This window comes from Ensifer sp. 22521 (assembly GCF_052044795.1).
Taxonomy (GTDB): domain Bacteria; phylum Pseudomonadota; class Alphaproteobacteria; order Rhizobiales; family Rhizobiaceae; genus Ensifer.
Window position 1 is genome coordinate 42102 of the sequence record NZ_JBQENM010000028.1, and the last position, 26412, is coordinate 68513.

Below are 26412 nucleotides of genomic sequence, written 5' to 3' on the forward strand. Positions count from 1 at the left end.
TGGATCGATAAGCCCAGGCGGCAAGTTCAAGTGCCCATTGGAATTCGGGAGATTTGGCGCAGTAATGACGCGTGTACTAGGTCGTATTCCGTTCGTCGTCTTAGCCGCCATGGCGGTTGCGGCGTGCCAATCGCAGGACAAGGGCCCTCAGCCACGGTATGTCTCAAGCGTTGCGGGCAGCCCATCGCAACAGCGCGATCAGGGCTATTTCATCGAATTTCGCTCTCGTTACGCGCTCAGCTACGGCCACTCCTATGTGGTTTTCGGGCGCTTGAGCCAGTCGGGAGCAATGGTCAATCCGGAAGTAGCTGGACTTGCCCCTGCAACTAACGATACCGCTCCCTATGTTCTCGGTCATGTTCTCCCCGTCCCGGCCGAGACTGGCGCTAGCGACGGCGACCTTGAGGACCAATACAGGTCTGCAAGCTGGCGCGTCATGTTGACCGAACCGGAGTACAGAGACGTCGTCGCCAAAATCCGAAAACTCAAGGCCGAAGCCAAGTTCTGGCATGCGTCGCTCTATAACTGCAACGCGTTTGTGGCCGATATCGCGCGTTCCATGGGATACAAGACACCTGGGATCTGGCTGAGGCCGCAGGAATTCATCACAAGACTTCGCGAGATGAACGGCGGATAAGCTTGATTGGCGCACGCGCCGCGCGCCTTATCTGACGCCCAAAGATCGCTTGCACCGTCACTGGCTCCCACCAGTACTCTTGAATGGCAGATCGACAACCGACCCTCGCCATTTGCGACCGTAGCTTTAGCGCCTTGTCAGGGCAGAGCGCCTCATGGCAGTCTCGTCCTTGCTAGCCGTTGTGGCCAGCAACCGCAACAAAAGCTTAGGTGATTCAACGTGAACATGTCTGTCGCTTCCATCGGCGAAATCGTGTGGGTCATAGGCATCGTTGCCTGGTATGTGGTTCGGTACCCATTCGAGCGCCGTGCAAAGCGTGTGCGGGTGGCGAGCAGCCGCCGCTCGGTGACCGATACGATTGGCTTGGCTGCCGCTTTGCTAGGCCTTGCCATCTTGCCTGGGTTCTACGTTGCAACAGGAATTCCCGCATTTGCGGACTATCCCGCGCATGCATGGATGGTGGGGCTTGGGGGCCTCATCTTTGCCGTGGCTCTGTGGACGTTCCGTCGCACCCACAAGGAACTCGGCCGAAACTGGTCGATCTCGCTGGAAATCCGCGAAAAACATCAGCTGATCAGCAAGGGCCCGTATGCCGTCGTGCGCCATCCGATGTATACAAGCTTCCTGCTCATGGCGATTGGCCAGATGTTTCTGCTGTCGAACTGGGTGGCTGGCCTCTTGGGCGTCGCTGGTTTCGCCGTGCTTTTTTTCCTGCGTGTGGACAAGGAGGAGCGCCTGATGCTGGAATTCTTCGGCCCTGAGTATCGCGCCTACATGGACAGGACCAAGCGAATTATACCCTATCTTTACTAGAGGTGGCGCGATGCGGGGCCGACCGGTGAAGCTTTCTGCGGCACGACGCCTTGTCGGGGATCTGATGCGATTTTCGATCTCCGTGCCGCGAGTCACGGTACAGCGACAGATGAATATCAGTGGATTGCAGGAAGCCAGGACGAGCCAGTCGGAACGCCCCTCCTGGACAGTGTTGTTCCTCAAGGGGTACGGGCTACTGTCCAAGGAAACACCGGAGCTCCGCCGGGCCTATGTCAAGCTGCCGAGATCGCAACTCTATGAGTACCCGGGAAGCGTCGCGTCCGTGGCGCACGAGCGCGAACACGAAGGCGAACGGGTTGTACTTCTCAGTACGATCAAGACACCCGAGCAGCGGTCGATCCCCGAGTTGAGCGCCCTGCTTCAGGAGGCTCGATCCCGTCCCGTTCTTGAGATCAGGGAATTCCGGCGTGCGCTGAAGATTGCGCGCTTACCCGCGCCGCTGCGGAGGCTGTTGATGTGGCTCGGCCTCAACATGGGACGTCAGCGGGGGCACCGATTCGGGACTTTCCAGTTGTCGGTCTATTCCGGCCTGGGTGCGGAGTCGCTCAATCCGCTGACGCCGCTCACGACGATCTTCAACTATGGCCCGATTGGCGAAGACGGATCGGTTACCGTACGAATTCACTACGACCACCGCGTCATGGACGGCGCCAATGTCGCGCGCGCATTGGCTCGTTTCGAGGAAATACTGAACGGGGAGATCGCTGAAGAGGTGGCGGGCCTTTCCGCGGCTCAAATCCTGCCAAGCACGGCGTCGGAACCGTCATCATGATATCGGATCAAAAACCACGACTCGCGATTGTTGTAGTCGGAGCGTCACGAGGCATAGGCAGAGCCATTGCCGAACTTGCCGCGCGAGATGGTGCACCTGTCGTATTGGTCGCACGCTCACCTGGCGGGCTGCACGCGGTGGAATCCTCCATCAAGCAGGCGGGCGGCGAGGCATTCTCCCTACCAGTCGATCTCACCGCTGACGATGCGAAGACGGTTCTCGAAGAGTTCCTCGCGCGGGAAAGCCTCGTCTGCGACGTCCTCGTCAACAGCGCCGGCTACGGCCTGCGTGGCGCGGCAACCGCGTTGCCGATTGCCGACCAGGTTGGAATGATCGACGTCAATATCCGTGCCCTCGCCGACCTGACATTGCACCTGTTGCCGGGCATGGTCGAGCGAGGCCGTGGCGGCGTTATCAACCTCGCCTCTGTGGCCAGCTTCACCCCCGGCCCGTACATGGCAATGTATTACGCGAGCAAAGCGTTCGTGCGTTCCTTTTCCGAGGCGTTGTACCAGGAGACGCGCAGGACGGGCGTGACGGTGACCTGCGTCGCGCCGGGGCCGGTGTCGACCGAATTCCTCGAAAAATCCGGCGCCAACAGGGCTGCACTGTTCAAGGTTTTGCCTAAAGCCACTCCGGAATACGTGGCAAAACGCGCTTGGAGTGGCTTCAAGGCCGGCCGACGGCTGGTCATTCCCGGCATGTCTGCCAGATTGGCGATACTGATTTCAGGGATGCTTCCGTCCGCGGCGCTATTGCCGCTGATTGGCCGCCTGCAACTGCGCGGCAACGACCCTTGCCCTTGCGGATCTGGCAAGATGCTCAAGCATTGCTGCCGCGCGGGTCACCCAAAAAGCGGGATAGTCTCGGCTTGATCCGCCTCGCAGCCAGCTTCCGTGGGATAAGGCCAAAGCACGCACCGAGCGGTCGGACGTCGACCATTGCCGCGATCAGCGGGCTCTGGTGCCAGCGGAGAGGAAGTGCGCCTCCCACTCACTTTCAGGAATCTCATCGCCAACCTGAAATTCGAACGCGACGACGCTCTTGATATCCGGGGCAGCTTCGCAGTCGAACTTAATGTTGTACCAGCGGTCGTTGCTGCGAAATGCAGCACCATCGGCGCGCAGGTTCGTACCTGCCAATCGGATATCCGCCATGGCGTAGGCAACGAGAAAATCCGGTTTGAAATCAACTCGCCAGCGATGAACCTGCTCCATAGCCTCGAGACTGCAAATCTGGACAATGCGTTCATCCGCCGCGAGCTGGGAGAGCCCCTTCAGCGCCTGCTTGCTGCGCGGGTCGGCGAGAATTGCCGCCGAAAAGAACTGCTTGGCTTGAATTGCCGGCTGCACGTCCGGCAATGTCGCCGCAGGTACGGCCCGTTCGGGCGCGGCTTCTTGCGCAACTGCCTCGCCGACCCGAGAGGCACCGGACTTTGGCTTGGTTGTTTCCGCAGCAACCGTCGGCAGGTACACTATTTCAACGGCGACGCTTTCCTCCGGGAGAGGAATTGGGGGCTCAGGTTCAGGAACGAAGCAGAGTGCCAGGATGACGATGGCATGAAGGACAATGGCGAGCGCAAGACTGTACCAAATCGTTGCGCCATGGCGGCGCTGCCCTGCTGCCTGCATCGATCACATCATCCCATTGGCGACGCCCAGAGGGTAGACACGCCCGGTGGCCGCGGGGAGATTACCACCGAAATCTGCATAAGAAAGCCGCCGCCAACAACTTGTCGACGGCGGCCCTGGTTTTAATGCGATAGTGCCGAAGTAGCCCGCCGGCACACCAACCGACCGAAATCAATCCATATCGTCGTTGTCGGGCGCGCTCATGTGGTCGCGATTGCCGTAGATGATCTCGCGCTTGCCGACATGGTTGGCGGGACCGACCAGCCCCTCCTTCTCCATGCGCTCGACCAGCGAAGCAGCACGATTGTAGCCGACGCCAAGACGGCGCTGTATGTAGGAGGTCGAGCACTTCTTGTCGCGCAGGACCACCTTGACCGCCTGGTCGTAGAGTTCGTTGCCGTCCTCGGACGCAAGTGCGCTCTTGTCGAAGACCGGCGTCTCCTCCTCGGGCTCCTCTTCCTCCTCGTCGGCCGTAACGGTCTCGAGGTATTCCGGGCGTCCCTGGGTCTTCAGATGCGCGACCACGTGTTCGACTTCCAGATCGGAGACGAAGGGACCGTGTACACGGGCGATGCGTCCGCCGCCCTGCATGTGCAGCATGTCGCCCTGGCCGAGCAGCTGTTCGGCGCCCTGTTCGCCAAGGATCGTGCGGCTGTCGATCTTCGAGGTGACCTGGAACGAGATGCGGGTCGGGAAGTTGGCCTTGATCGTGCCGGTGATGACGTCGACCGAGGGACGCTGCGTCGCCATGATCAGGTGGATACCGGCGGCACGCGCCATCTGCGCCAGCCGCTGGATCGCACCTTCGATCTCCTTGCCGGCGACCATCATCAGGTCGGCCATCTCGTCGACGATGACGACGATGTAGGGCATCGGCGCCAGATCCATTTCCTGCTGCTCGAACAGCGGCTCGCCGGTGCCCTTCTCGAAGCCAGCCTGGACCGTGCACATTACAGGCTCGCCCTTTTCGCGGGCGGCAGCGGCACGCTGGTTGTAGCCGTCGATGTTGCGCACCCCGAGCCGCGACATCTTGCGGTAACGGTCCTCCATCTCGCGCACGGCCCACTTCAGCGCCATCACCGCCTTCTTCGGATCGGTAACAACCGGCGTCAGCAGGTGCGGGATGCCGTCATAGACGGAAAGTTCGAGCATCTTCGGATCGACCATGATCAGGCGGCATTCTTCCGGCTTCAGCCGGTAGAGCAGCGACAGGATCATGGTGTTGATCGCGACCGACTTGCCCGAACCGGTGGTGCCGGCAACGAGCAGGTGCGGCATCTTCGCAAGCTCGGCGATGACAGGTTCACCACCGATCGTCTTGCCCAGGCAAAGCGCCAGCTTGTAGCCGGTCTTGCGGAAATCGACGGATTCGATCAGCTCGCGGAAGTAGACGGTCTCGCGCGTCGCGTTCGGCAGTTCGATGCCGATGACGTTACGGCCGGGAACCACCGCGACACGGGCCGAAAGCGCCGACATGGAGCGGGCGATATCGTCTGCGAGGTTGATAACACGGGACGATTTCACGCCCGGCGCCGGCTCGAATTCATAGAGGGTTACGACCGGGCCCGGGCGGACGTGAATGATCTCGCCCTTGACACCGAAATCTTCCAGCACGCTCTCAAGCAGGCCGGCATTCTGCTCGAGTTGCTCCTGGGTCATGAAGAAGCCCTGGCCGACAGGCGCCTCCTGCAGGAGGTCCTCGGACGGAAACTCGTAGGCGTCCCCGGCAAATGTGCGTTCGACTACACCGATCGCCGGCATTGTGTTCGGCGCGCGAGTGACCTGTGCCGGCATGGTGATCGCGGCTTTCGACGCGACGGGTGCCGGATCGCTTTCGACGCGTTCTGCGGCGATGATTTCAGCTGGGGCGACGGACACGGGTTCCGCGGCAACGGCGACCGGCGCAACGTCGGCAACGACCTCGGCAGCGGCGGCAAGCGATTGCGGTGCCGGAATCTCTTCTGGCTTTGCGCCACGGACGTCGACGACGCGGAACAGCGAGGTGATCGCCGTCGGCGGCATGCGGCGGATCTCAACCGGGCGTACGGGCGCCGGCGGAGTGATCGCAGCGTGCGCCACGGCGGCGGATGCAACGACGGGTGTCATCGGTGCCGGGGCGGGCGTCTCGACAAAGGGCTTCGGATGCGTGTCTTCTTCGCCGGCAACCTCGACGTCGTCGGCCGGGCCGAATTCGAAGAAGGCAAAGTCGGACAGGAAGCTCGAATGCGCGGCGCCATCATCGGCGACAGTGCTGGCCGCTTGAGACGGTGCGGGCTGAACCTCCGTGACGACCTCGGAAACGGCGATCGGCGTCGTCAGAACCGGGGCAAGTGCGACGCTGTCATCGGCCGGAGCCTCGACGCGCTCGAGCATCGGCGGCTCGATCGTGTTTTGCGCCGCCGTCCAGGTCGGCAGCTGGTTGGTCAGCATCCGCAACAGTTCGGACGGGCTATAGGACGGCAGCGTGACCTCGGCCTGCGGCGCACCGTCAGCGGCGGGAGCCGACGCTTCCGCCTGCACCGGTTCAACCGGAGCGATCACGACGGACTCGACAGTCTCTGCAGAAACCGGCGCAGGCTCCACCGTCACCTCGACGGTTGCCGCTTCGATTTCGGCCGCCGACATATCTTCGGTGGCCGTATCGCTTTCCTCGACCTGCGGAGCGCGCCGCTTCATGAATTCGCGCTCCGGCGTACGGGTAAAGCGGACGTTCGGCGCCAGGAAGAAATGGCTCTCCCAGGTCGAGTCGCCATAGTGCCCGGCGATCTCCGAGAGGGTCGGCAAAGGCTCGCTGGTCGTCGCCGTCACCTGTGCCGGCGCATAGGCGGAACCATGCCCGTAGAGCCGCGTCGCGCGGCTCATGGTTTCGGTCTGCTGGTTGGCCGGCTTGCGGGGCGCCGCGGGCGCCTCGTACAACTGATAGGGGTCGGCGGTCGCCGCCTCATGGGTGGGCATACCGCTCAACGCATCATCCTGCGGACCATCGAAATAATCCGCCTGGTTTGCATCATGCAAAGCAGCCTGTGAGAAGTTTGTCCTGGGAATACGCATGGGTCCTGGAAGAGCTAGAGACATCGCCGAGGGGCCTTCTAAGCGATAGGAAATGAAGGTTAACAAGTCCCTTCCAACGCCCCGTTTCGAGCCGGCAACCGGGGTCTAACGCCGCTTTCTTCGGCGCCGGAAACGCCCCGAAGGCCCGGGACACTAACGGGCTCCGGGACGTTCTGTCGTCGCGGTCACTCAGCAGAAAATATTTCTGGAGGAAGAGCCAAATTGGCGCGTGGGGCCAGCGCCTGTGGTGGCGCGCTATCAGTGCCACCAGGAAAACGAATCGGGCCGGCGCGCAGTTGTCCCGTCGGCCCGATCGCACGACTTTCAGGCAAATGCCACGCCTGCATTCTGCCGCGCGACCGCCAATCGCAACGACTGGTGACGGGGGCAACGATCGCATCACGATAGACGCCGCGAGAGAGACATCGCCGTACCTGTTTCACTCCTGTGATCCTGCACCCCCGCCGCACGTTCATCTCATGGACATCCATGAGGTTCGCGGCCTCTCGTCTTGCGACGGGCGTCACCGCTTTCCGGACAGAAGGTCCGTCAACGCGGCATGGTCTGCAAATCACAACTTATCTTGGGTTTCCTCGCCCAACCGAGCCAAGTGATCTTCGCAGACCGTTTTGACTAGCGCGTGAAGAACCTGCGTGCGCTCCACCAGAAAGGACAAGGCTTCCTCGCTGATCTGATAGTGCTTGGAGTAACGCGCCTTCACGTAGGCCTCGTTGATGGTGTTGAACCAGGAAACAAAGCGTTGCTGATCATTCGGCCAAGCCTCGACGAGGCGACGATCGAGATCCTCGGCAAGCCCGCGCAAAAAGCGCAAGTTGTGAGACGGTGGGCCGTAGTTTTTCAGCACAAGAAGCACGGTTGAGTAAGCGTGCTCGATGGCTTGATGAAGTTCGAAAGCGGCGTGGTTGGGACGACCACCCTTCCAATGAAACTCTGCGCCTATGACGAACCCTTCTGCATGTGGGAAACGGTTCTCATAGTGACTTTGAGCGACCTTCAGCTGTTCGGCAACAGACATCGGCTGCGGCTCGGCCAGCGGCTCGCTGTCGAGCTCGTAAAGCACAATACCTTGCTGACGGATGTCACAGAAGAAACCATGCCCACGCTTGATTTCCGTATTCACCTCCCGGCGCGAATGTACGATGAACGACACTTGGATGCCCTTCAGTTCCCGCTCATTCAACAGCCGGTCGGCGGCGTTGTTCCAGAATCTGGTAAAGTCCGTCAGTTTGCGATTGTTGACAATCACCAACAGGTCGTAATCGGAGCGATAGCCCTTGCCGGTATGCGCTTCATCGACCCAGTCGCCGCGGGCATGGCTACCAAAGAGAATGACTTTAAGGATGCGCCCTTTCTTTTTGAAATCAGCCTCGCCCCCAGCCAACGCGTCCTCAAACTCCTCGCGCAGGATTTCGAGCGCTCTGGCGAGATGGCGCCGCTTGGCTTCGGGGAGGTGATCAAGGCTCGTCTTCATCAACAAACGGTCAGTCCTTCACGCGGGAATCGCGCCAGATGGTCAGTGACACCTTGCCGAAAGGTGCCGGCCAATTCAACGAAGCAACCGTGACGATCCCTTCGCAAGAACTTCACAAATGGTAGTCGAAGCGACCCGACGTTCCACTTGATTGGTCTGGATGAAATTGGGCGGCTTGAAGGACTGAGAGCTTAAGCCAATCATTCTTGAGGGCCACGTTTGTCACGAAAAGCTCAATTTCCGGGGGCGACGCCAAACCGCCCTGCCGGGTTACGCCGGCGGGGGGCACTGAACCGGCTCGGCGCCTTTCCGCATCCTAACGGGTCGGGAAAGGCGCTCGCATAGATACGTCCAAATCGACGACGGGCAGCAATGGTCTCGATGTCGACCGCGTATCAGCGCGTCGAGACCCGTCCGACCGTCCAAGGCGGCGTGCGGCGTGACAAGGAAGCGGTAAGCCGCCCAGGCATCGCCGAGGACGTCGTGCAGTGTCGGAAGCGCGGCATAAGTCCGACCGTCCCGATCGAGTTGCATGACGGAAAACGGAAGCCCCGCTTGGCTCCGTCGAGACCGAGAATCGATGCCCAACGTTCGCACCTACGGTTCGCACGGCCCCGTTGTGCGAGAACAGACACGCCTGATTATGCCGAAAAACGGTTGAGTGCCTGCCAAGCGGTGGCAATTCTCGCAAAGCCGGCACGGTTCTAAACTCGCTTGCATAGCCACCGACAGGGGCGCACAGGATACGTTCGACGCAATCGAGAAAGGACCATCCCCGTGAGTATCGAGCTGAAAACCGGCTCCATTTTACGGGCCGCCGCGAAGGACGAAGCCGAAATGGTTCGCGCTTGCCGCGAGCGGAACGACCTCGTCCTCCCCAGGGCCGCCACGCATCCATGCTTTGCCCGCCAAGAGGCATCGGTAACCGCCCCCGATCGATACGTTAGGTAGATCACACCATGGACAAGCAATTCACCATCGGCGTACTTGCGGCCCTATTCGCGGCCTTCGGCTTTTCGCTCAACTTTATCGTTCCCTTCATCATCGGCGACTATTCCACGTTCGATTTCGCCCTTGTCCGCCATCTCGTCGCGGCGATGGTGGGCGTCGCCATTCTGGTCTCCGAAAAGGATCCGTTGCGACATCTCACGCTTCGAAACTGGCTTGCCACGGCAACGTTGGCCTTCATCGGCTATGTCGGCTACTTCCTCGCGGTGACCGGCGCCGCCATCTTCTGCGGGCCGGTCATCGCACCCGCCTTTCTGGGCCTCGTGCCGATCGTCCTGGCAATCGTCGGCAATCGACGTCAGGGATCACTGCCTTGGCACCTTCTAGTGATACCGCTCGGGCTGGTGCTGATTGGCCTCCTCTTGGTAAACGGTACCGCCTTCACGGCCGAAAGCTTGAGATTGGATGAAACGCTCTGGATCGGCATTCCGTTGGCACTCACAGCTGTCGCGCTTTGGGTCTGGTTTGCCATCGCCAATCAGGCAGCGCTTGCTGTCCGACCTGATATGCCCTTGGGCACATGGTCCGCGCTCATACTGGTCAGTGGCGGCGTCGAGATGCTCGTCTTTTTTCCGATCGGTGCTGCGGTTGGGCTGTTCCAGCTGCCCGCACTCGGGTTCGGTTGGGGCTCTGCCGGCTCCCTCTACCTTTGGGGTTCATCGCTTGCGCTGATGGCGACCGTAGGCGGGGTGTGGGCGTGGAATGTCGCGTCCCGACGCTTGCCCGTGGCGTTAGCGGCTCAGCTGATCGTTTCAGAGACAGCCTTCGGCGTCATCGGCGGCCTTGTTGTTCACACGCGGTGGCCGACGGGAGTTGAGACTGCCGGCGTTGGTGTTCTGATTGTTGGCGTCGTTTTCGCCATCCGCATCTTCCATCGCGGCCACACGCAATACAATGAAGCTATTCCGCAGGTTTCTTGATTTTCCGGCAGAATTGGCCGAGCTAAAATCGCTGCTCGCAGATATCAGTCGCAGGAGCCTGCCACACCCAGGCGCTGAAGTCGGAAAGCCCACAAGGCCCAGACTGTTAAAGGCCCAGCGTCGAGCGCGCGAAAGTCTGAAGACCCTCGAAGAAGCAGAAGCGTCTTTGATGCTTCTCGGCGATTTCGCCGCCAGCAGGCTCATAGGCCGCGGAGACGGTGCTGAGCGTCGCCATGGCAGCCGCAACGTCGGCAAAGGCGCCGGAGGCAACGGCCCCAAGAATGGCAGAGCCGAGCAAGACCGGTTCTTCCGCGTACGGCGCAACGACAGCCTTGCCGCAGGCATCGGCAAGGAGTTGGCGAACGAAGCCGCTACGCCCCGCCCCACCGCTAATGACTACCCGCTCGACAGAGGCTCCCTCCCTAGCCTGCGTCTCGATGATCTGCCGCAATCCGTAGCCGATGCCGCATAGACCGGCGACGTAAAGCGCAACGAGGCTATCAAAATCCCGTTCCATGCCAAGACCGGCTATGACGGCCCTTGCATGCGGATCTGCAAAGGGCGCGCGATTGCCGAGGAACTCGGGCACCACATGTAGGTCGGCAGCAAGGTGCACGGCCTCAGACAACGACGGCGCCTTGGCGGAGACTGCCTCGGCCAGGAGGACAGGTAGCGGAATTCCTCGCGCTTGCGCCCGCGCGGCCGCTTCCGGTGCGGCCGGATGAAAGGCAAGCAGCTGATCGATGGCAGCGCCCGCAGCGCTCTGGCCGCCTTCATTGAGCCACACGCCGGGCACCATGGCCGAGTAATACGGACCCCAGACGCCGGGCACAAAGACAGGATCTTGCGTCGAGGTCATTGTGCATGATGAGGTGCCGAACACATAGGCTAGGTTTTCCGTCGGACGGCCGCCGATGCCGACTGTGCCAATTCCGCCTGCGTGGGCATCGATCATACCCGCCGCTACGGCCGTTCCACGTTGCATGCCCATCGCGGCCGCTGCTTCCTGCGTCAGCCCATACCCAAGCCGCGTGCCCGGCTCGACGATACGAGTGCCAATCCGGCCAAAACCTTCTTCGGCAAGCTCCCCAAGACCTATCTTCTCAAAATAGCTTGGATCCCAACGGTTCTCATGCGCGAGATAGGTCCATTTGCAGGTGACCGTGCAGGTCGAACGGGCGAGGTCACCCGTCGCTTTCCAGGTGAGAAAATCGGCAAGGTCGAAGAACTGCCAGGCGGTGGCGAAAACCTGCGGCCGGTTTTCCTTCAGCCAGAGCAGCTTCGGCGTCTGCATTTCCGGCGAGACGCGCCCGCCGACATATCGCAGCACCTCGTGGCCCACCGCGTTGATCCGCTCCGCCTGGCCGACGGCGCGGTGGTCCATCCACATGATGATGTCGCGTTCCGGTCGCTCCGACGGGCCGACCGCGAGCGGTGCCCCCCCGTCGCCGAGCACGACGAGCGAGCAGGTGGCGTCGAAGCCGAGGCCGATCACCGCGGCCGGATCGACGCCCGCGGAAGTGACCGCCTCGCGGACGCTCGAGCAGACCGCATCCCAGATCTCGGCGCTCGATTGCTCGACGATTGCTCCCGCCTCACGGAACAGCGAAATGTCCCGCTTGGCGGAAGCGAGCATCGCCCCCGAAAGGTCGAACAGGCCGGCCCGTGCGTTGGCGGTGCCGACATCGACACCGACGACATAGCGGGAGTTGCGATCCGGGGACTGGGTCATGAGGCCATACTCACTGACGGTTGGATGACCGAGTTCTATCGCCCGTCACGAATTGCGCCATGCGACGGATCAGGAAAGCGCCGACTGTCGCGCCGGCATCCTGCAAGCCGACCGTCTTTTCCTGGAACGCCGCCGCCTTGCCATGCTGCGCGAGCATGGACTTGGTGGCCTCCAGCGCCTGTTCGGCTGCATCCGCCGTCACGTTCAGCGCATCCGAAAGCGAGACACCGGCGGACGCCTGCGCTTCCAGCGTCGTCGCGATGGGGTCGAGCACGTCAAGCAGCGTCTTGTCGCCGACCTTCGCCTTGCCGCGTTCGGCAACGCCGTCACGATAGGCGCGCCAGAAGGCGGCCATGCCGGCGGTGTCCAACACATCCTTGCCTTCGACGGCCTTGCTTGCGCGCAGGAACCCGGTCGCCGTCAGCGTGCCCATGGTGGAGGGCGCTTTGCGGGCCATGGTGGCGCCGGCGGTGCGCAGCAGCTTGGCGATGCCCGCCGCTTCACCTTCGGCTTCCAGCGCTTCGGCGGCGGCGGCGAAGGACTTGCTCATGGTGATGCCGAGATCGCTGTCACCCACCTTGCCGTCGAGGGCGATAAGGAATTCGCGCTGTTCGGCAAAGAGCTCCTTCCAGCTCTTGAAGAGGTCGATGAGATCGGCTGCATTCAATGTCTGGAGCGTCATGGCATCAACCCGCAACATGCTGAAAGAAGGGCGTGTTCGCCGGGGCGGCGATCAGGCGATCCAGCTCCTCGTCGAGATGCAGGATCGAAATCGAAGCGCCGGCCATTTCCATCGAAGTGGCGAACTCTCCGACCCAGACATACTTGGCGGTAACGCCGCGCGCTTCTAGAAGCTGCGAGACACGGCGGAAGAGGATGTAGAGTTCTTCGAGCGGCGTGCCGCCGAGGCCGTTCATCAGCACTGCAACATTGTCGCCCTGCTTGTAGTCCGTTTCCGCAAAGACGCGCTCCATCATCTCGTCGACGACGGCATCAGCCGGCGCGAGCCTCTTGCGGCTGATGCCGGGCTCGCCATGGATGCCCATGCCAATCTCCATCTCGTCCTCGCCGATGGAGAAGGTGGCGTGGCCGATTTCCGGGACGACACAGCTCGAAAGCGCGACGCCCATGGTGCGGGTGCGCAAACGTGCCTTGTCGGCAAGGCGCGCCACCTCATCCAGCGATAGGCCCTCGGCGGCGGCGGCGCCGGCGGTCTTGTAGATGAAGAAGATGCCCGCCACGCCGCGACGCTTGTGCTCTTCGCCAACGATGGACGAGGCGACGTCGTCGTTGCCGACGACCTGCTTGACGGCGATGCCGTCGAGATCGGCAAGTTCGGCCGCCATGTCGAAGTTGATGATGTCGCCGGTATAGTTGCCGTAGATGTAGAGGACGCCGGCGCCCTGATCGATGTGCTTGGTCACCTGGTACATCTGCTCGGCGCTGGGCGACTGGAAGACGCCGCCGACTGCCGCGCCGTCCAGCATGCCGTCACCGACGAAGCCGAGGAAGGTAGGCAGGTGCCCCGAACCGCCGCCGGTGGCGATGCCGACCTTGCCGGGCATGGTCTTGGCCGTCACGAGGCAGCGCAAGTCATCGGCCGTATAGGTGACGGTGGGATGCGCCTTGTAGATGCCTTCGAGCATTTCGTCGACGAAGTTGACGGGGTCGTTCAGGAACTTCTTCATAAGTTTCCTCCGGGAGTGGGGGGTTATTTCTTGCGCTGGCGCGTGACGAAGAAGGCGGCGGCGAGCAGGATGAAGCTGCCGACGACGAGCCGCTGCCAGGTGCTAGGAATGCCGACCATGACGAGCACGCTGTTGAGCACGACGATCAGGAGCACGCCGAGAAGGGTGCCGAGGACCGTGCCCGTGCCGCCGGTGATGCGCGCGCCGCCGAGCACGACGGCGGCGATGACGTTGATCTCGGTGCCGACGAGATCGAAGGGATTGGCCTGCCGGTTGGCGCAAACATGGATGATGCCGGCAAGGCCCGCGAGCGCGCCCGCATAGCCGAACAGGAAAACATGCACGGTGCGCAGGCTGTAGCCGAGGCGGCTTGCTATATCGGCATTGCCGCCGACGGCGAAGATGGCGCGTCCCATCAAGGTGCGGTTGAGGATCCACCAGGTCACGAAGGCCGCAACAGGCAGCACGAGAAAGTAGAACGGCAGCGTGATCAGCGCGCCGTTGGCGGCCTCGAACTGGACGAGCGGCATGCGGCCGAAGGCGCCCATCTGCGGCGGAAGGGACATTATCCAGACCGTGCCGATGAAGGAGAGCAGAAAGCCGCGGAACAGATACTGCGTGCCGATGGTGACGATCAGCGACGGCACCTTCAGGTGATGGACCAGCAGACCGTTGATGATGCCGAGCGCCGCACCGCCGAGCGTCGCCATGAGGATGACGACGACGATGGGCAGGTTCGGCAGGTAGGTCTGCACCAGCACCGTCATTGAATACATGGTGAAGGCCGCGATCGCCGTAAAGGACACGTCGATACCGCCCGCCGCCAGGATGATGAAGACGCCGAGCGCGAACAGGCCCATGACCACACTGGCGCGGCCGATGTCTATGAGCGTCGAGGGCTGGAGGAAAGCCGGGTTGACGATGGCGACGGCCACGCAGATCGCCACCAGCAGCAGGAAGGTGATGGTCTCCGGTCGGCGGCGAACGAGGTCACCGAAGCTGAAGGAACGCGACGGGTCGGCAGCGTCGTGGAATTCATCGGTCCGTGAAACGCTCATTGCACAGTCTCCGTCGTGGTCGCCAGCATCGCCTTGTAGAGTTGGTCTTCTGTTGCCTGTCCCGCATCCATCTCCGCGACCACCCGGCCGCTGTTCATAACGAGGATGCGGTCGGTGTTCTCCAGGAGCTCGGGCAGGTCGTCGCTGACAATGACGAGGCCCATGCCCGCTTCCGCAAGCATCTGGATGACGCGGTAGATCGTGTCCTTGGAGCCGACATCGACGCCGACGGTCGGCCCATGCAGCACGAGCAGCTTCGGTGCGATGCTCAGCCAGCGGCCGATCAGCACGCGCTGCTGGTTGCCGCCCGAAAGCGCGCCGACCGGCAGGTCGAGATTTTTCGTGTTGAGACGCATTTCCTCGGAAAGCCGGGCGGCGATCTTGCGCCCCTCCTCCCGGTCGACGACGCCGAGGGAATTGGCGAGGCGCGAGACGACGAGCGCGATCTCGTTCTCAAGGATCGACTTGTCAAGGAAGAGGCCTTCCGCCAGCCGGTCCTCCGGCACATAGCCGATGCCCTGCTCGATGGCTTTGGCGGGCGAGCGCACGGAGACGGTCTTGCCGTCGAGCTTGACCGCACCGCCGCTCGCGGGCGCGACGCCGGTCAGGGCCATGGCGAGTTCGTTGCGGCCGGAATCGGCAAGGCCGGTGATGCCGAGAATTTCGCCCTTCTTCATGGAAAAGCTGATCTCCCGCACACCATCAGCGACAAGGCGGTCGACCTTGAGGAGTTCGGCGTCGGAGGGTTTCCCGGTGCGGTAGCGCTGGGCATCGATGGAACGGCCGGTCATCAGTTCGGCCAGTTCCTTCTTGCTGTAATTCGCGATGGGGCCTTGCGCCACGCACTGGCCGTCGCGGAAGACAACGGCATGGCCGCCGATACGGTAACATTCGTCCAGCTTGTGGGTGACGAAGAGCACGGCGACGTTGTCCGAGCGCAGCCGCTCGACGACGCGGATGAGATTATCCACCTCGCGGCGCGTCAGAGATGTCGTCGGCTCGTCCATAATGACGAGCTTGGCGCGGGTCGCTATGGCGCGCGCGATAGCGACGAGCTGGCGCGAGGCGAGCGGCAGGTCGGAAACGATGGTGTTGAGGAAGCCGCGGTCGGTTGGAAGGCCGGTGGCGGCGAGCGCGCGCTCCGCCGTCTCCCTCAACCGCTTCCGATCGAAAAGGCGCGCGAGACGGCCGTTGCCGTTCACCAACTGCTCGTTCAGCGCGACGTTTTCGGCGACGGTGAGGTTCGGCAGCAGCGACAGGTCCTGGTAGACGGTCTCGATGCCGGCAGCGAGCGACTGGATCGGCGTCAGCGACGAGAAGGTCTCGCCGCCAAGCACGATCTCGCCCGAGGACGGCACATGCGCGCCCGACATGATCTTGATGACGGTGCTCTTGCCGCAGCCGTTTTCACCCAGAAGATGATAGGCTTCGCCCGGCTGGAGCGTCAGGTCGATGCCGCGCAGGGCATGGACGCCGCCGAACCATTTCTGGATGTTTCTAAGTTCAAGGAGCGCCGCCGATTGCTGCGCGGTATGTGCTTGTGCCGCCACGGAAATTGTCCTCATGCTGACCGGCGCGTTGCCACGCCGGACGGTTCCGGCCAGAAGGTGAACCTCCCGGCCGGCTGACGGTTTGCCGGATTAGAACAGGTGTTCCTTGTAGGTCGCCTTGTCGGCAAGGACCATGCCGTTGCCGAGGATCAGCAGACCCTTGCCCGGGCCCTGCTTGACCGAGACCTTGTTGTAGCCTTCGACGCCGAGGTCTGTGCCGTCGGTGACTTCCTTCTTCGCCAGCAGCAGCTTGGCGACGGCGTTCATCGCCATGCCGGCCTTCTGCGGATCCCAGAAGCCGATCGCCGTGATGGCGCCGGATTCGAGAAGGTCGGCCGACGGGTTCGGCAGACCGGTGCCGACGAGGCAAACCTTGCCGCTCAAGCCCGCTTCGTCAATGGCGCGGCCGACGCCGAGGACGTCGTTGCCCGCCGAGGTTTGGAAGCCCTTAATATCAGGGTGCTTGCGCAGGATTTCCTTGGCCTTTTCATAGGTGCCGTTGGCGTCGTCGAAGGATTCATTGTTCGGGTCGACGAGTTCCATGCCAGCATACTTCTCGGCATTTTCCTCGCCGGCGCCGACCCACTGCATATGCGTGCGGCTGCCTAGGGAACCGACGAAGGTCGTCCACTTGCCTTCCTTGCCCATGCACTCGGCCAGACGCTCGTTCAGCGCCGCGCCATAGTCGGCATTGTCGAAGGCTTCGACGTCGGCATTGGTGTTCATCTGGTTGTCGGCTTCGTGCGTCACGACCACGATGCCGCGCTCCATGGCGCGCTGGAACGTGCCTTCCAGAACAGCCGGGTCCATCGGCACGACGGCAAGCGCGTTGACGCCCTTGGCGACGAGGTCGTTGACGATCTGCAACTGCTGAGCCGAGTCCGCCGTCGCCGGACCGCTCTGGCTTGCAACGACGTCAGGATTGGCGTCCTGATAGGCGACAACGCCCGTGTTCATGCGGTCGAACCACGGAATGCCGCTGATCTTTACCACGGTAGCGATGACGGGCTTTTCCTGGGCAGCCAACACGCCGATAGAACCTGCGAGCGCGACGGCCGCAACCGTGGTTCCAGCCAGTACCTTCTTCGAAAACGACTTCATGTTTTCCTCCACGAATTTTCCCTCCTGTTTCACTTCGGCGCTTGAGGGACAGGCACCGAAGGGGTTTGCGAGCGGCGCCCCGGGGACAGGAAGCCGGCGATGTCGTAGCGGCCGACGGCCAGGAACGTGAGCAGCAGCAGGCCCCAGGCAAAATCGCGCACGAAATTGGAAAGGCCGCCGAAATTGAGCAGGCTCGACATGAGCTGCAGGGCGATGGCGGAAAGCACGACACAGACGACGCGCCCGTAGCCGCCCTCCGGCTTCACGCCCGCCATCACGGCAATCAGGATAGCAATAAGCAGATAGGAGCTGCCGTAATCGAACTTTACGTTGACGTTGCGCGCCGCAATGATGACGCCGACGAGACCCGACAGCGTGCCGGAAATCGCATAGGTGGCGACGATCACGCCGTTCTTCGGAAAGCCCGCATAGACGGCGGCCTTGGGATTGGTGCCCATCAGCATCAGCCACAGGCCATAGGGCGTGAACTTCAAGAGCGCGGCGATGACGCCGGCGACCAGCACGAAGACGATGAAGCTGATCGGGACAGCGGCGATCATGTCGTTGCCCACGCTGGAGAGCAGTGCCGGGCTGCCAACCGTCACGGCCTTGCCGCCGGAAACCACGACCGCGAGCCCCATGAAGGCCATCTGGGTGCCGAGCGTGCAGAGGATGGGCGTGATGTTCAGCCGCGAGATGAGAAGGCCGTTGATGACGCCGCCGGCGAGGCCGACGAGGAGTGCGCCCGCGATGAAGGCGAGGCTGAAGGCCGTGCCGCCGTCCGTCGCCGACAGAAAGGAGGAGACGATGACAGCGGACAGCACGCCTGAGAGATTGGCAAGCGCGATGCCCGAAAGATCGATGCCGCCATTGCCGGCGCACATGGCCAGCATCACGCCGATGGCCAAAAGGCCGATTTCCGGCACCTGGCTCGCCATGGACTGGAGATTGAAAACGGAAAGGAACGAGCCGCCGGAGATCAGGGCGCCCGCCACAAGCAATAGGCCGTTTATGACAACCAGCATCGCCAGCTGCCCGCCGGTTTTTTGCATGATCTCCTCCCATTTGTTTACTAAACAAACCATTACTTCACTAAAACGCTATCAAAGGAAATTTGTTCTGACAAGCCCCGTTTAGGCGGCAAATCGGTTGCGATCCGCGCCAAATTGCCCTACGTCTCGCAAAGTTCATCTAAATCGTTTAGTAAACTTGTTCGCAGTCGCAGCATAAAAGGCAGCCTGTCTCCGCATGAAGAAACCGGGAAAACTGACCATCAGGGACATCGCCGAGGCGGCGGGCGTATCGGCCGCGACGGTCTCGCTTGTATTGAACGGCAAGGGAGAGATTTCCGGTGTGACGCGGGCGCGGGTGCTGGAGGCGGTGGCGAGCCTCAACTACGTGCCGCGGGCAACACGCAGCAGCGCGGAACCAGGCGAAACCCTACGCTTCCTGAAGATCGCCAAGCATGGCCACACGGTCAACCGCGACCACAGCGTCTTCATCTCCGACTATATCGACGGCATGTCGGCCGAGGCGACGCGGCGCAACTACACGCTGGAAGTGGTAAGCTTCGAGGGCCAGCCGATCAGCACCGTGGCGGAATCGCTCGCCGGCGCACCGATATCCGGCGTCATCGCACTCGGCACGGAGCTGACGGAGGCCGATATCCGCCTCATCCAGGGCCTCGGCCTGCCGACCGTCTTCATCGATACGTTCTACGACGTGCTCGACGCCAATTTCGTCGATATGAACAACGAGGACGCCGTCTATAAAGCGCTGTCGCGCTTCCGCATGCAGGGTTTCCAGCGCATCGGCTTCGTCGCTTCCCATGTCGACACGACCAACTTCCGCCTGCGCCGCGAGGCCTTCTTCAAGAACATGGCGCGGCTCGGCTTGCCGGTGAACGAGGCCGACATCCTCTCGGTGGAATCCACCTATGACGGGGCCTATACCGATACGCGCGCCCTGCTTTCCACCGGCCTCGACCTTGCGGAATGCTATTTCTGCACCAACGACATCATTGCGTACGGCTTCATCCGGGCGCTGCGCGAACACGGCGTCTCGATCCCGCAAGACGTTTCGATCATCGGCTTCGACAACCTGCCGCAGAGCGCGACCATGGAGCCGGGCCTAACGACCATCGATGTGTCGAAGCGCAAGATCGGCTACCTCGCCGTCACCGTGCTCGACGACCTGATCGCCGCCGCCGAGCCGCAGCCGCCAGTCAAGATCCTCGTGGGCGCGGAGCTTGTCCTGCGTGCCAGCCACGAGCACGGCGTATCGAACACCGCGCAGGATCGCCCACGGCGGACAGCACGGCAGCAGGCGCATTAGAAACGCAGAGGAAGACCATGGAATACAGGACACTCGGCCGCACGGGCCTGAAGGTTTCGGCCATCGCCATGGGCACCTTCTCCTTCGGCGGGGTCGGCGCGTTTTCTCGCGTGGCGAACCAGAGCGTGGCGGAAGCCCGCCGCCTCATCGACTGCTGCATCGACGGTGGCGTCAACCTTTTCGACACGGCCAACATGTATTCGCTCGGCCGCTCGGAGGAAATTCTCGGCGAGGCCCTCGGCGAAAAGCGTGACAAGGTGCTAATTTCGTCCAAGGCACGCATGCGCATCGGCGACGGGCCGAACGACGAAGGCACCTCGCGCTACCACGTCATCCGCGAATGCGAACTCAGCCTCAAGCGGCTGAAGACCGACCATATCGACATCTACTTCATGCACGAATGGGACGGCGTGACACCGGTCGAGGAAATGCTCGGCGCGCTCGAAACGCTGCGCCAGCAGGGCAAGATCCGCTATATCGGCTGCTCCAACTATTCCGGCTGGCACATCATGAAGGCACTGGGCGTGGCGGAGGCGAAGAACCTGCCACGCTTCGTGACTCAGCAGATTCACTACACGCTCGAAGCGCGCGAGGCTGAATACGAGCTGCTACCGATTTCCGTCGATCAGGGCCTCGGCGTCATGGTCTGGAGCCCGCTCGCCGCCGGGCTCCTCTCCGGCGCCTTTGGCCGCGGCAGGGCGCCGGCCGATTCCCGCCAGGCTGCCGGCTGGAGCGAGCCGCCGATCCGCGACCAAGAGCGCCTGTGGACGATCGTCGATGCGCTCGAAATCATCGCAAAGGTCCGTGGCGTCACGGTGGCACAGGTCTCGCTGGCCTGGACGCTATCGCGTCCAGCAATCGCCAGCCTCGTGGTCGGCGGTCTCAGCGAAGAGCAGTTCCGCGACAATATCGCTGCCGTCAACCTAAAGCTGACAGAGGAAGAGCTGGACACGCTGAACAAGGTCAGCCGCCCGCCCTACATCTATCCGTACTGGCACCAGCACAATTTCGCCGGCGACCGTTTCGGCCCCGGCGACTGGGCACTGCATGATAGCTACATTGACCTCGGATTGATTTAAGTGCGTCGCCCAGCGGTCGAAGAGAAGTGCTCATATCGATCGACAATGACGCACACATAAATATATATATCGCCTTGAATAGATTCGAACCGCTGGCAACTCTGTCGTTCTCACATGCCCTCCGGCAGCGCGAAGAAGCAGGTGACGGGTCATCTGGTCGCCATGCTTGCAACCAGATCGCTGAACCTCTCGCCCTGTATCCCGACATGCGCCCTGAGCAGGCGCCGCGCCTCCTCCCCGTCCCCGGCAAAGATGGCGTCGACAATGGCACAATGTTCCGTGAAGGAGGTCGCCAGACGATTGCGCACCCGCAGTTGAAGCCGTCGATAGGGGCGCAGGCGGCGGTGCAATTGCGTGCACTGCTCCGCGAGGAAGTCGCTCCGGCTCGCGGCGTAGATCGCATTATGAAATGCCTCGTTGTCGTAATAATAGGCGTCGCTGTCGCCGGCTCCGGCCGAAAGCTCGCAACGCTTGTGTGCTGCCGCGATTGCTTCGCGCGCCGCATCGTCCAGCCGGCGGGCGGCGAGCGATCCGGCGAGCCCCTCCAGCTCCGCCATCACCTCGAACATTTCGTAGATGCGGTGCGGCCCCGGATCGATGACGACGGCCCCTCTGCGAGGTCGGATTTCGATCAGGCCGATGGCGTCGAGCTGCATCAGCGCTTCGCGCACCGGCGTCCGCGAGACTCCGAACCGATTGGCAAGCACCATTTCGTCCAAGCGCTCGCCAGGGGAGAACTCATTGGAAAGAATTGCGTTTTCAATCTCGTCCCGAAGCCACCGGCCGACATTTTCGGACATCTGTTCCGTTTCCTCATACATAAACATCTATCTTGCATACAAGATTATTGACGTCGCATACGCATTGTGACAGTTTACATACTACAGACGAGGCCGCTCGATGGGAAGCAGAACGCAACCAGGTCGGCAATTTGAGAAGGGGAGAATGGGCATGCCTGAGACCTCTTTTTTCACGGACATGCTGCAGAGCATCACCGATCGCGGACGCAAGCTGCTGTTTTCGGGTTCACGCGCCTCCGAGGTCGCAGCCAAGGCCGATCTCGAAACTCTCTGCGAGATGCTGCTATCGAGCCGGGGCGAAGCTTCTGGCATGGCTCTTGCCGCCGAAATACTCGCCCGCTGGGACGCACTCGACGCGGACGGGGTACAGCGGTTCTTTCACATGCTTTCCGACAAGTTCGGACCCGACACGGTGAAACTCGACCAGGCGATTGAAAATTACCGCACCGACAAGAGTTCAACCGCGATTATTGCACTCCACCAGGCGGCCGAACCGCGGCGACAGGAACTGCTGCGCCGGTTGAACCACGCGCCGAGCGGTACGGCCAAGCTTGTCCGGATGCGTGAGCAGCTGCTTGCCTCCAAAGAGCAAGCCACCGGCTTCCAGGCGCTCGACGCCGATTTCGCCCACCTCTTCGGCTCTTGGTTCAACCGCGGCTTCCTGACGCTTCGGCCGATCGATTGGTCGACGCCGGCTCACGTCCTGGAAAAGATCATCAAATACGAAGCCGTGCACGAGATTTCCGGCTGGGAAGAATTGCGCCGCCGGTTGGCCCCCGCCGACCGCCGCTGCTTCGCCTTCTTCCATCCAAGGCTCACGGACGAACCGCTTGTCTTCGTCGAAGTGGCGCTCACGCGATGGATGCCGAGTGCTATTGGCGACGTTCTCGACGAGGGCCGCGAGCAAATCAACGCCGACGAGGCGACCACCGCCGTCTTCTATTCGATCTCCAATTGCCAGGACGGTTTGCGCGGGATTTCCTTCGGCAATTTCCTGATCAAGCAAGTGGTGGAAGACCTGCGCAAGGACCTGCCATCGCTGAAGAAATTCGTCACGCTCTCGCCCGTTCCAGGCTTTGCCCGATGGCTCAAGTCCCGCGACGCCGCAAGTGAGCTGTCGGCTGCGGATTGCAGGGCTCTGACGCTGCTCGATGACCCGAAATGGACTGATGACGAGAACATGGCGGTCGAGGTGGAGCGCGTGCTGTTGCCGCTTGCGGCGCGCTATTTCCTTATGGAACGGACACCGGAGGGTCGCCCGATCGACCCGGTGGCGCGGTTTCATCTCGGCAACGGCGCCCGACTGGAGAGGCTGAACTTTCTCGGCGACCGCTCGGCCAAGGCGATGCAGCAGGCGCATGGCCTTATGGTCAACTATCTCTATCAGCTCGATGACATCGTCGCCAACCACGAGGCCCTGGCGCAGCGCGGCGAAGTGGTTGCCTCACCGGCGGTCAAGGGCTTGCTCAATCAGAACGGCGAAGGCCGCCGCGGCACTGTCGCCAGCAAGGCTGTCAGCCGTTCGCGCAAATGGTGAATTCAAGGATCGGAGGAGGCGAACGTGAGCAACCATCTTTTCGACGCCATAAGGGCCGCTGCATCGGGTGACGCGCCATTCATTCGGGTGAACGGCGGCCGTACCTGGACCTATAAGGATGCGCTCGATCTGTCGGGCCGCATCGCAAGCGCGATGGATACGCTCGGCATCCGCCCAGGCGACCGGGTTGCCGTGCAGATCGACAAGAGTTCCGAGGCCTTGATCCTCTATCTCGCGTGCCTTCGCTCAGGCGCGGTTTATCTGCCGCTCAATACCGCCTATACGCTTGCCGAGCTCGACTATTTCATCAGCGACGCCGAACCGCGGCTGGTTGTCGTGTCCTCGAGTGCCCGAGAAGGCGTCTCAACGATCGCCGAGCCTCACGGTGCGATTGTCGAAACCCTTGACGCCGATGGTACCGGCTCGCTTCTCGATCTCGCGAGAGACGAACAAGCCGACTTCGTCGATGCTTCGCGCACGGCCGACGATCTGGCAGCGATCCTCTATACGTCGGGAACGACCGGACGTTCCAAGGGGGCGATGCTCACCCACGGCAACCTGCTCTCGAACGCCCTGACCTTGCGCGACTACTGGCGCGTCACGGCTGACGATCGGTTGATCCATGCCTTGCCGATCTTCCACACCCATGGCCTGTTCGTCGCCACCAACGTCACATTGCTTGCCGGCGCCTCGATGTTCCTGCTACCGAAATTTGACCCGGACGAGGTCGTGTCGTTGATGGTGCAGGCGACTCTCCTGATGGGCGTCCCGACCTTTTACGTGCGCCTGCTGCAGAGCCCGCGCCTCGACCGGCAGGCCGTCGCGAACATGCGCCTTTTCATCTCCGGTTCGGCGCCGCTGCTCGCCGAAACGCATGTGGAATTCAGGAAGCGCACCGGTCTTGCGATCCTGGAACGCTACGGCATGACCGAAACCAACATGAACACGTCGAACCCGTATGATGGAGATCGGATTGCCGGAACGGTCGGCTTTCCGCTGCCCGGCGTGACGGTGCGCGTCACCGATTCGGCGACCGGCAGCGAGGTTGCGCCGGGAGAAACCGGCATGATCGAAATCAAGGGACCGAACGTCTTCAAGGGCTATTGGCGCATGCCGGAGAAGACGGCCGCGGAATTCACCGCCGACGGGTTCTTCATCAGCGGCGACCTCGGTAAGATCGACGGGCAAGGCTATGTCCACATCGTCGGCCGCAGCAAGGACCTGGTGATTTCGGGCGGATACAACATCTATCCCAAGGAGGTCGAAGGCGAGATCGACCAGCTTGAGGGGGTCGCCGAGAGCGCGGTCATCGGCGTTCCGCATCCCGATTTCGGCGAGGGCGTCACCGCCATCGTCGTTTGCAAGCCCGACGCGACGCTCGATGAAAAGGCGATCCTGGGCGCGCTCCAGGACCGGCTCGCCCGCTACAAGCAACCCAAGCGCATCATCTTCACCGAGGATCTGCCGCGCAACACCATGGGCAAGGTCCAGAAGAACGTCCTGCGGCAGAAATACGCCGACCTTTACACATAACGACGTGATCCGTCCCTGCGCCCTCTGGGAGGAAGGCGCGGGGAACAATCCAATCTTGAAGAACACTAGCTGCCGGCGCTCGACGCGTCGGAGGGAGGGGAATCATGGGTATCGAAATCCTATCCATACTGCTGCTTATCGCCATGTTCGTCATCGCGACGGTCCAACCGATCAACATGGGTGCGCTGGCATTCGGCTGCACCTTCCTGCTCGGCTCGCTGATCATCGGCATGAAGGCCAATGACATTTTCGCCGGCTTCCCAAGCGACCTGTTCCTGACGCTTGTCGCCGTCACTTACCTCTTCGCCATCGCGCAGATTAACGGCACCATCGACTGGCTCGTCGAATGCGCCGTGCGGCTGGTGCGCGGACATGTCGCCTGGATCCCCTGGGTGATGTTCGTCGTTGCCGCCATCATCACCGGTTTTGGCGCACTCGGCCCGGCGGCTGTGGCGATCCTCGCCCCTGTTGCGCTCAGCTTTGCCGTGCAATACCGCATCCATCCGGTGATGATGGGACTGATGGTCATCCACGGCGCGCAGGCCGGCGGCTTCTCGCCGATCAGTGTCTATGGCGGCATCACCAACCAGATTGTCGTCAAGGCCGGCCTGCCCTTCGCGCCGACATCGCTGTTCCTGTCCAGCTTCTTCTTCAACCTGGCGATAGCCGTGCTGGTCTTCTTCGTCTTCGGCGGCGCGCGCGTCATGAAGCAGAAACCAGCAGTCTCCGGTCCTCTGCCCGAATTGCATCCCGAGGGTGTATCGGCGTCGATCCGGGGCCATGGCGGCACGCCTGCCAAGCCGATCAGAGAGCACGCCTACGGTACGGCGGCGGACACTCTACAGACATTGCGCCTGAGCCCGGAAAAGGTCTTCACTTTGATCGGTTTGACGGCGCTCGGCGTTGGCGCGCTCGTCTTCAAGTTCAATGTCGGTCTGGTCGCGATCACCGTAGCCGTCGCCCTCGCCCTCATCTCGCCGAAGACGCAGAAAGCGGCAATCGACAAGGTCAGCTGGTCGACCGTGCTTCTGATCGCCGGCATCATCACCTATGTCGGCGTCATGGAGAAGGCCGGCACGGTCAATTATGTGGCCAGCGGCATATCGAGCCTTGGCATGCCGCTCCTGGTGGCGCTGCTGCTTTGCTTCACCGGCGCCATCGTTTCGGCCTTTGCCTCATCGACCGCGCTGCTCGGCGCCATCATCCCGCTCGCCGTTCCGTTCCTGTTGCAAGGGCACATCAGCGCCATCGGCGTCGTGGCAGCAATCGCCATATCGACGACCATCGTCGACACCAGCCCGTTCTCCACCAATGGCGCGCTCGTCGTCGCCAACGCGCCGGACGATGAGCGCGAGCAGGTACTGCGGCAACTGCTGATCTACAGTGCACTGATCGCGATCATCGGACCGATCGTTGCCTGGTCGGTGTTCGTCGTGCCGGGCCTCATATAATGGCAGGACCGGCGAAAGGCATTCAGGAGAGACGGAAACCGCTCACGGTCCGTGCCCTGGGCAACGAGCTGTGGCTCGTGGTGGATGGGAATTCGACTTTGCTCAACGCTCGTCATTCGAATTGGCGGGCGATACCCTGCTGCACCAGATGACCAGACACCGTTGAATGCCCCTGCCTCCAGCGAACAGGCACAGCCCCAGGGC

General features: G+C 62.0%; 20 protein-coding genes and 2 pseudogenes. 10 read left to right on the top strand and 12 right to left on the bottom strand.

From position 1 onward, the window contains the following. Positions 1-64: 64 nt before the first annotated feature. From ACTJKE_RS30100 to ACTJKE_RS30115, 4 genes are all read left to right on the top strand, one after another. Complete coding sequence (locus tag ACTJKE_RS30100; protein WP_113513137.1) at positions 65-637, top strand: hypothetical protein; 573 nt, start codon at positions 65-67, stop codon at positions 635-637. Between the two features lie 225 nt (positions 638-862). Next, positions 863-1450 carry a protein-S-isoprenylcysteine O-methyltransferase gene (locus tag ACTJKE_RS30105; RefSeq protein ID WP_058328105.1) on the top strand — a complete coding sequence of 196 codons (588 nt, stop codon included), beginning with the start codon at positions 863-865 and terminating at the stop codon, positions 1448-1450. A gap of 10 nt (positions 1451-1460) precedes the next feature. Continuing rightward, positions 1461-2243 carry a hypothetical protein gene (locus tag ACTJKE_RS30110; RefSeq protein ID WP_113513139.1) on the top strand — a complete coding sequence of 261 codons (783 nt, stop codon included), beginning with the start codon at positions 1461-1463 and terminating at the stop codon, positions 2241-2243. After that, positions 2240-3118: an SDR family NAD(P)-dependent oxidoreductase gene (locus ACTJKE_RS30115; RefSeq protein WP_058328103.1), complete on the top strand. Its 879-nt coding sequence runs from the start codon at positions 2240-2242 to the stop codon at positions 3116-3118. Before ACTJKE_RS30110 ends, ACTJKE_RS30115 begins: the two co-directional genes overlap by 4 nt. 75 nt (positions 3119-3193) lie before the next feature. Here ACTJKE_RS30115 and ACTJKE_RS30120 read toward each other — a convergent pair whose 3' ends face one another. From ACTJKE_RS30120 to ACTJKE_RS30135, 4 genes and pseudogenes are all read right to left on the bottom strand, one after another. Further along, entirely contained in the window at positions 3194-3874 is a 681-nt protein-coding gene (locus ACTJKE_RS30120; protein WP_440638790.1) for a DUF930 domain-containing protein, read from the bottom strand. A 171-nt stretch (positions 3875-4045) separates the two neighbouring features. Continuing rightward, positions 4046-6925: a DNA translocase FtsK gene (locus ACTJKE_RS30125; protein WP_440638792.1), complete on the bottom strand. Its 2880-nt coding sequence runs from the start codon at positions 6923-6925 to the stop codon at positions 4046-4048. Between the two features lie 571 nt (positions 6926-7496). After that, positions 7497-8417 (bottom strand): nucleotidyltransferase and HEPN domain-containing protein, encoded by a 921-nt coding sequence (locus ACTJKE_RS30130; RefSeq protein ID WP_058328101.1) that lies wholly within the window; start codon positions 8415-8417, stop codon positions 7497-7499. Between the two features lie 375 nt (positions 8418-8792). Then, positions 8793-8995, bottom strand: a pseudogene (locus tag ACTJKE_RS30135) (XRE family transcriptional regulator); the annotation flags it as partial. Between the two features lie 381 nt (positions 8996-9376). On the opposite strand from ACTJKE_RS30135, the gene ACTJKE_RS30140 reads away from it, so the two are divergent. Then, positions 9377-10345, top strand: coding sequence for an EamA/RhaT family transporter (locus ACTJKE_RS30140; RefSeq protein WP_440638794.1), 969 nt, complete (start codon positions 9377-9379; stop codon positions 10343-10345). A 106-nt stretch (positions 10346-10451) separates the two neighbouring features. On the opposite strand, the gene ACTJKE_RS30145 is transcribed toward ACTJKE_RS30140, so the two are convergent. The 7 genes from ACTJKE_RS30145 to ACTJKE_RS30175 form a co-directional block, all read right to left on the bottom strand. Next, positions 10452-12077 (bottom strand): FGGY-family carbohydrate kinase, encoded by a 1626-nt coding sequence (locus tag ACTJKE_RS30145; protein ID WP_440638796.1) that lies wholly within the window; start codon positions 12075-12077, stop codon positions 10452-10454. A gap of 10 nt (positions 12078-12087) precedes the next feature. After that, positions 12088-12759 carry a dihydroxyacetone kinase family protein gene (locus ACTJKE_RS30150; protein WP_440638798.1) on the bottom strand — a complete coding sequence of 224 codons (672 nt, stop codon included), beginning with the start codon at positions 12757-12759 and terminating at the stop codon, positions 12088-12090. Positions 12760-12763: 4 nt separating this feature from the next. Beyond that, the gene (locus ACTJKE_RS30155; protein ID WP_058328098.1) at positions 12764-13765 is read right to left on the bottom strand and encodes a dihydroxyacetone kinase subunit DhaK; all 1002 of its coding nucleotides are present in this window, start codon (positions 13763-13765) and stop codon (positions 12764-12766) included. 23 nt (positions 13766-13788) lie between these two features. Continuing rightward, a complete protein-coding gene (locus tag ACTJKE_RS30160) occupies positions 13789-14823 on the bottom strand; it encodes an ABC transporter permease (protein WP_058328097.1) in 1035 nt (344 codons plus the stop codon). Further along, complete coding sequence (locus ACTJKE_RS30165; RefSeq protein ID WP_440638801.1) at positions 14820-16388, bottom strand: sugar ABC transporter ATP-binding protein; 1569 nt, start codon at positions 16386-16388, stop codon at positions 14820-14822. Before ACTJKE_RS30165 ends, ACTJKE_RS30160 begins: the two co-directional genes overlap by 4 nt. 75 nt (positions 16389-16463) lie before the next feature. Further along, positions 16464-17474: a substrate-binding domain-containing protein gene (locus ACTJKE_RS30170; protein ID WP_058328140.1), complete on the bottom strand. Its 1011-nt coding sequence runs from the start codon at positions 17472-17474 to the stop codon at positions 16464-16466. A 29-nt stretch (positions 17475-17503) separates the two neighbouring features. Beyond that, on the bottom strand, positions 17504-18526 hold the full coding sequence (locus tag ACTJKE_RS30175; RefSeq protein ID WP_058328095.1) for an ABC transporter permease: 1023 nt from the start codon (positions 18524-18526) through the stop codon (positions 17504-17506). A gap of 196 nt (positions 18527-18722) precedes the next feature. Here ACTJKE_RS30175 and ACTJKE_RS30180 point away from each other — a divergent pair, with 196 nt between their 5' ends. Together ACTJKE_RS30180 and ACTJKE_RS30185 are read left to right on the top strand one after the other, a co-directional pair. Beyond that, the gene (locus tag ACTJKE_RS30180; protein WP_058328094.1) at positions 18723-19808 is read left to right on the top strand and encodes a LacI family DNA-binding transcriptional regulator; all 1086 of its coding nucleotides are present in this window, start codon (positions 18723-18725) and stop codon (positions 19806-19808) included. A gap of 17 nt (positions 19809-19825) precedes the next feature. Next, positions 19826-20887 (top strand): aldo/keto reductase, encoded by a 1062-nt coding sequence (locus tag ACTJKE_RS30185; RefSeq protein ID WP_058328093.1) that lies wholly within the window; start codon positions 19826-19828, stop codon positions 20885-20887. 149 nt (positions 20888-21036) lie between these two features. On the opposite strand, the gene ACTJKE_RS30190 is transcribed toward ACTJKE_RS30185, so the two are convergent. After that, positions 21037-21687 (bottom strand): GntR family transcriptional regulator, encoded by a 651-nt coding sequence (locus tag ACTJKE_RS30190; protein WP_058328139.1) that lies wholly within the window; start codon positions 21685-21687, stop codon positions 21037-21039. 151 nt (positions 21688-21838) lie between these two features. On the opposite strand from ACTJKE_RS30190, the pseudogene ACTJKE_RS30195 reads away from it, so the two are divergent. From ACTJKE_RS30195 to ACTJKE_RS30205, 3 genes and pseudogenes are all read left to right on the top strand, one after another. Further along, positions 21839-23295 (top strand): annotated as a pseudogene (locus ACTJKE_RS30195) (malonyl-CoA decarboxylase). Then, positions 23249-24757: a malonate--CoA ligase gene (locus tag ACTJKE_RS30200; RefSeq protein WP_440638804.1), complete on the top strand. Its 1509-nt coding sequence runs from the start codon at positions 23249-23251 to the stop codon at positions 24755-24757. Before ACTJKE_RS30195 ends, ACTJKE_RS30200 begins: the two are co-directional and overlap by 47 nt. A 104-nt stretch (positions 24758-24861) precedes the next feature. After that, on the top strand, positions 24862-26208 hold the full coding sequence (locus tag ACTJKE_RS30205) for an SLC13 family permease (protein ID WP_058328091.1): 1347 nt from the start codon (positions 24862-24864) through the stop codon (positions 26206-26208). The last annotated feature ends 204 nt before the right edge of the window (positions 26209-26412 follow it).

Coding starts and splice junctions, on each gene's coding strand:
- ACTJKE_RS30115 (WP_058328103.1), top strand. CDS start 2,240: ATGATATCGGATCAAAAACCACGACTCGCGATTGTTGTAGTCGGAGCG.
- ACTJKE_RS30175 (WP_058328095.1), bottom strand. CDS start 18,526: ATGCAAAAAACCGGCGGGCAGCTGGCGATGCTGGTTGTCATAAACGGC.
- ACTJKE_RS30190 (WP_058328139.1), bottom strand. CDS start 21,687: ATGTCCGAAAATGTCGGCCGGTGGCTTCGGGACGAGATTGAAAACGCA.
- ACTJKE_RS30180 (WP_058328094.1), top strand. CDS start 18,723: ATGAAGAAACCGGGAAAACTGACCATCAGGGACATCGCCGAGGCGGCG.
- ACTJKE_RS30120 (WP_440638790.1), bottom strand. CDS start 3,874: ATGCAGGCAGCAGGGCAGCGCCGCCATGGCGCAACGATTTGGTACAGT.
- ACTJKE_RS30105 (WP_058328105.1), top strand. CDS start 863: ATGTCTGTCGCTTCCATCGGCGAAATCGTGTGGGTCATAGGCATCGTT.
- ACTJKE_RS30130 (WP_058328101.1), bottom strand. CDS start 8,417: ATGAAGACGAGCCTTGATCACCTCCCCGAAGCCAAGCGGCGCCATCTC.
- ACTJKE_RS30100 (WP_113513137.1), top strand. CDS start 65: ATGACGCGTGTACTAGGTCGTATTCCGTTCGTCGTCTTAGCCGCCATG.
- ACTJKE_RS30205 (WP_058328091.1), top strand. CDS start 24,862: ATGGGTATCGAAATCCTATCCATACTGCTGCTTATCGCCATGTTCGTC.
- ACTJKE_RS30185 (WP_058328093.1), top strand. CDS start 19,826: ATGGAATACAGGACACTCGGCCGCACGGGCCTGAAGGTTTCGGCCATC.
- ACTJKE_RS30145 (WP_440638796.1), bottom strand. CDS start 12,077: ATGACCCAGTCCCCGGATCGCAACTCCCGCTATGTCGTCGGTGTCGAT.
- ACTJKE_RS30140 (WP_440638794.1), top strand. CDS start 9,377: ATGGACAAGCAATTCACCATCGGCGTACTTGCGGCCCTATTCGCGGCC.
- ACTJKE_RS30160 (WP_058328097.1), bottom strand. CDS start 14,823: ATGAGCGTTTCACGGACCGATGAATTCCACGACGCTGCCGACCCGTCG.
- ACTJKE_RS30150 (WP_440638798.1), bottom strand. CDS start 12,759: ATGACGCTCCAGACATTGAATGCAGCCGATCTCATCGACCTCTTCAAG.
- ACTJKE_RS30110 (WP_113513139.1), top strand. CDS start 1,461: ATGCGGGGCCGACCGGTGAAGCTTTCTGCGGCACGACGCCTTGTCGGG.
- ACTJKE_RS30155 (WP_058328098.1), bottom strand. CDS start 13,765: ATGAAGAAGTTCCTGAACGACCCCGTCAACTTCGTCGACGAAATGCTC.
- ACTJKE_RS30125 (WP_440638792.1), bottom strand. CDS start 6,925: ATGCGTATTCCCAGGACAAACTTCTCACAGGCTGCTTTGCATGATGCA.
- ACTJKE_RS30170 (WP_058328140.1), bottom strand. CDS start 17,474: ATGAAGTCGTTTTCGAAGAAGGTACTGGCTGGAACCACGGTTGCGGCC.
- ACTJKE_RS30165 (WP_440638801.1), bottom strand. CDS start 16,388: ATGAGGACAATTTCCGTGGCGGCACAAGCACATACCGCGCAGCAATCG.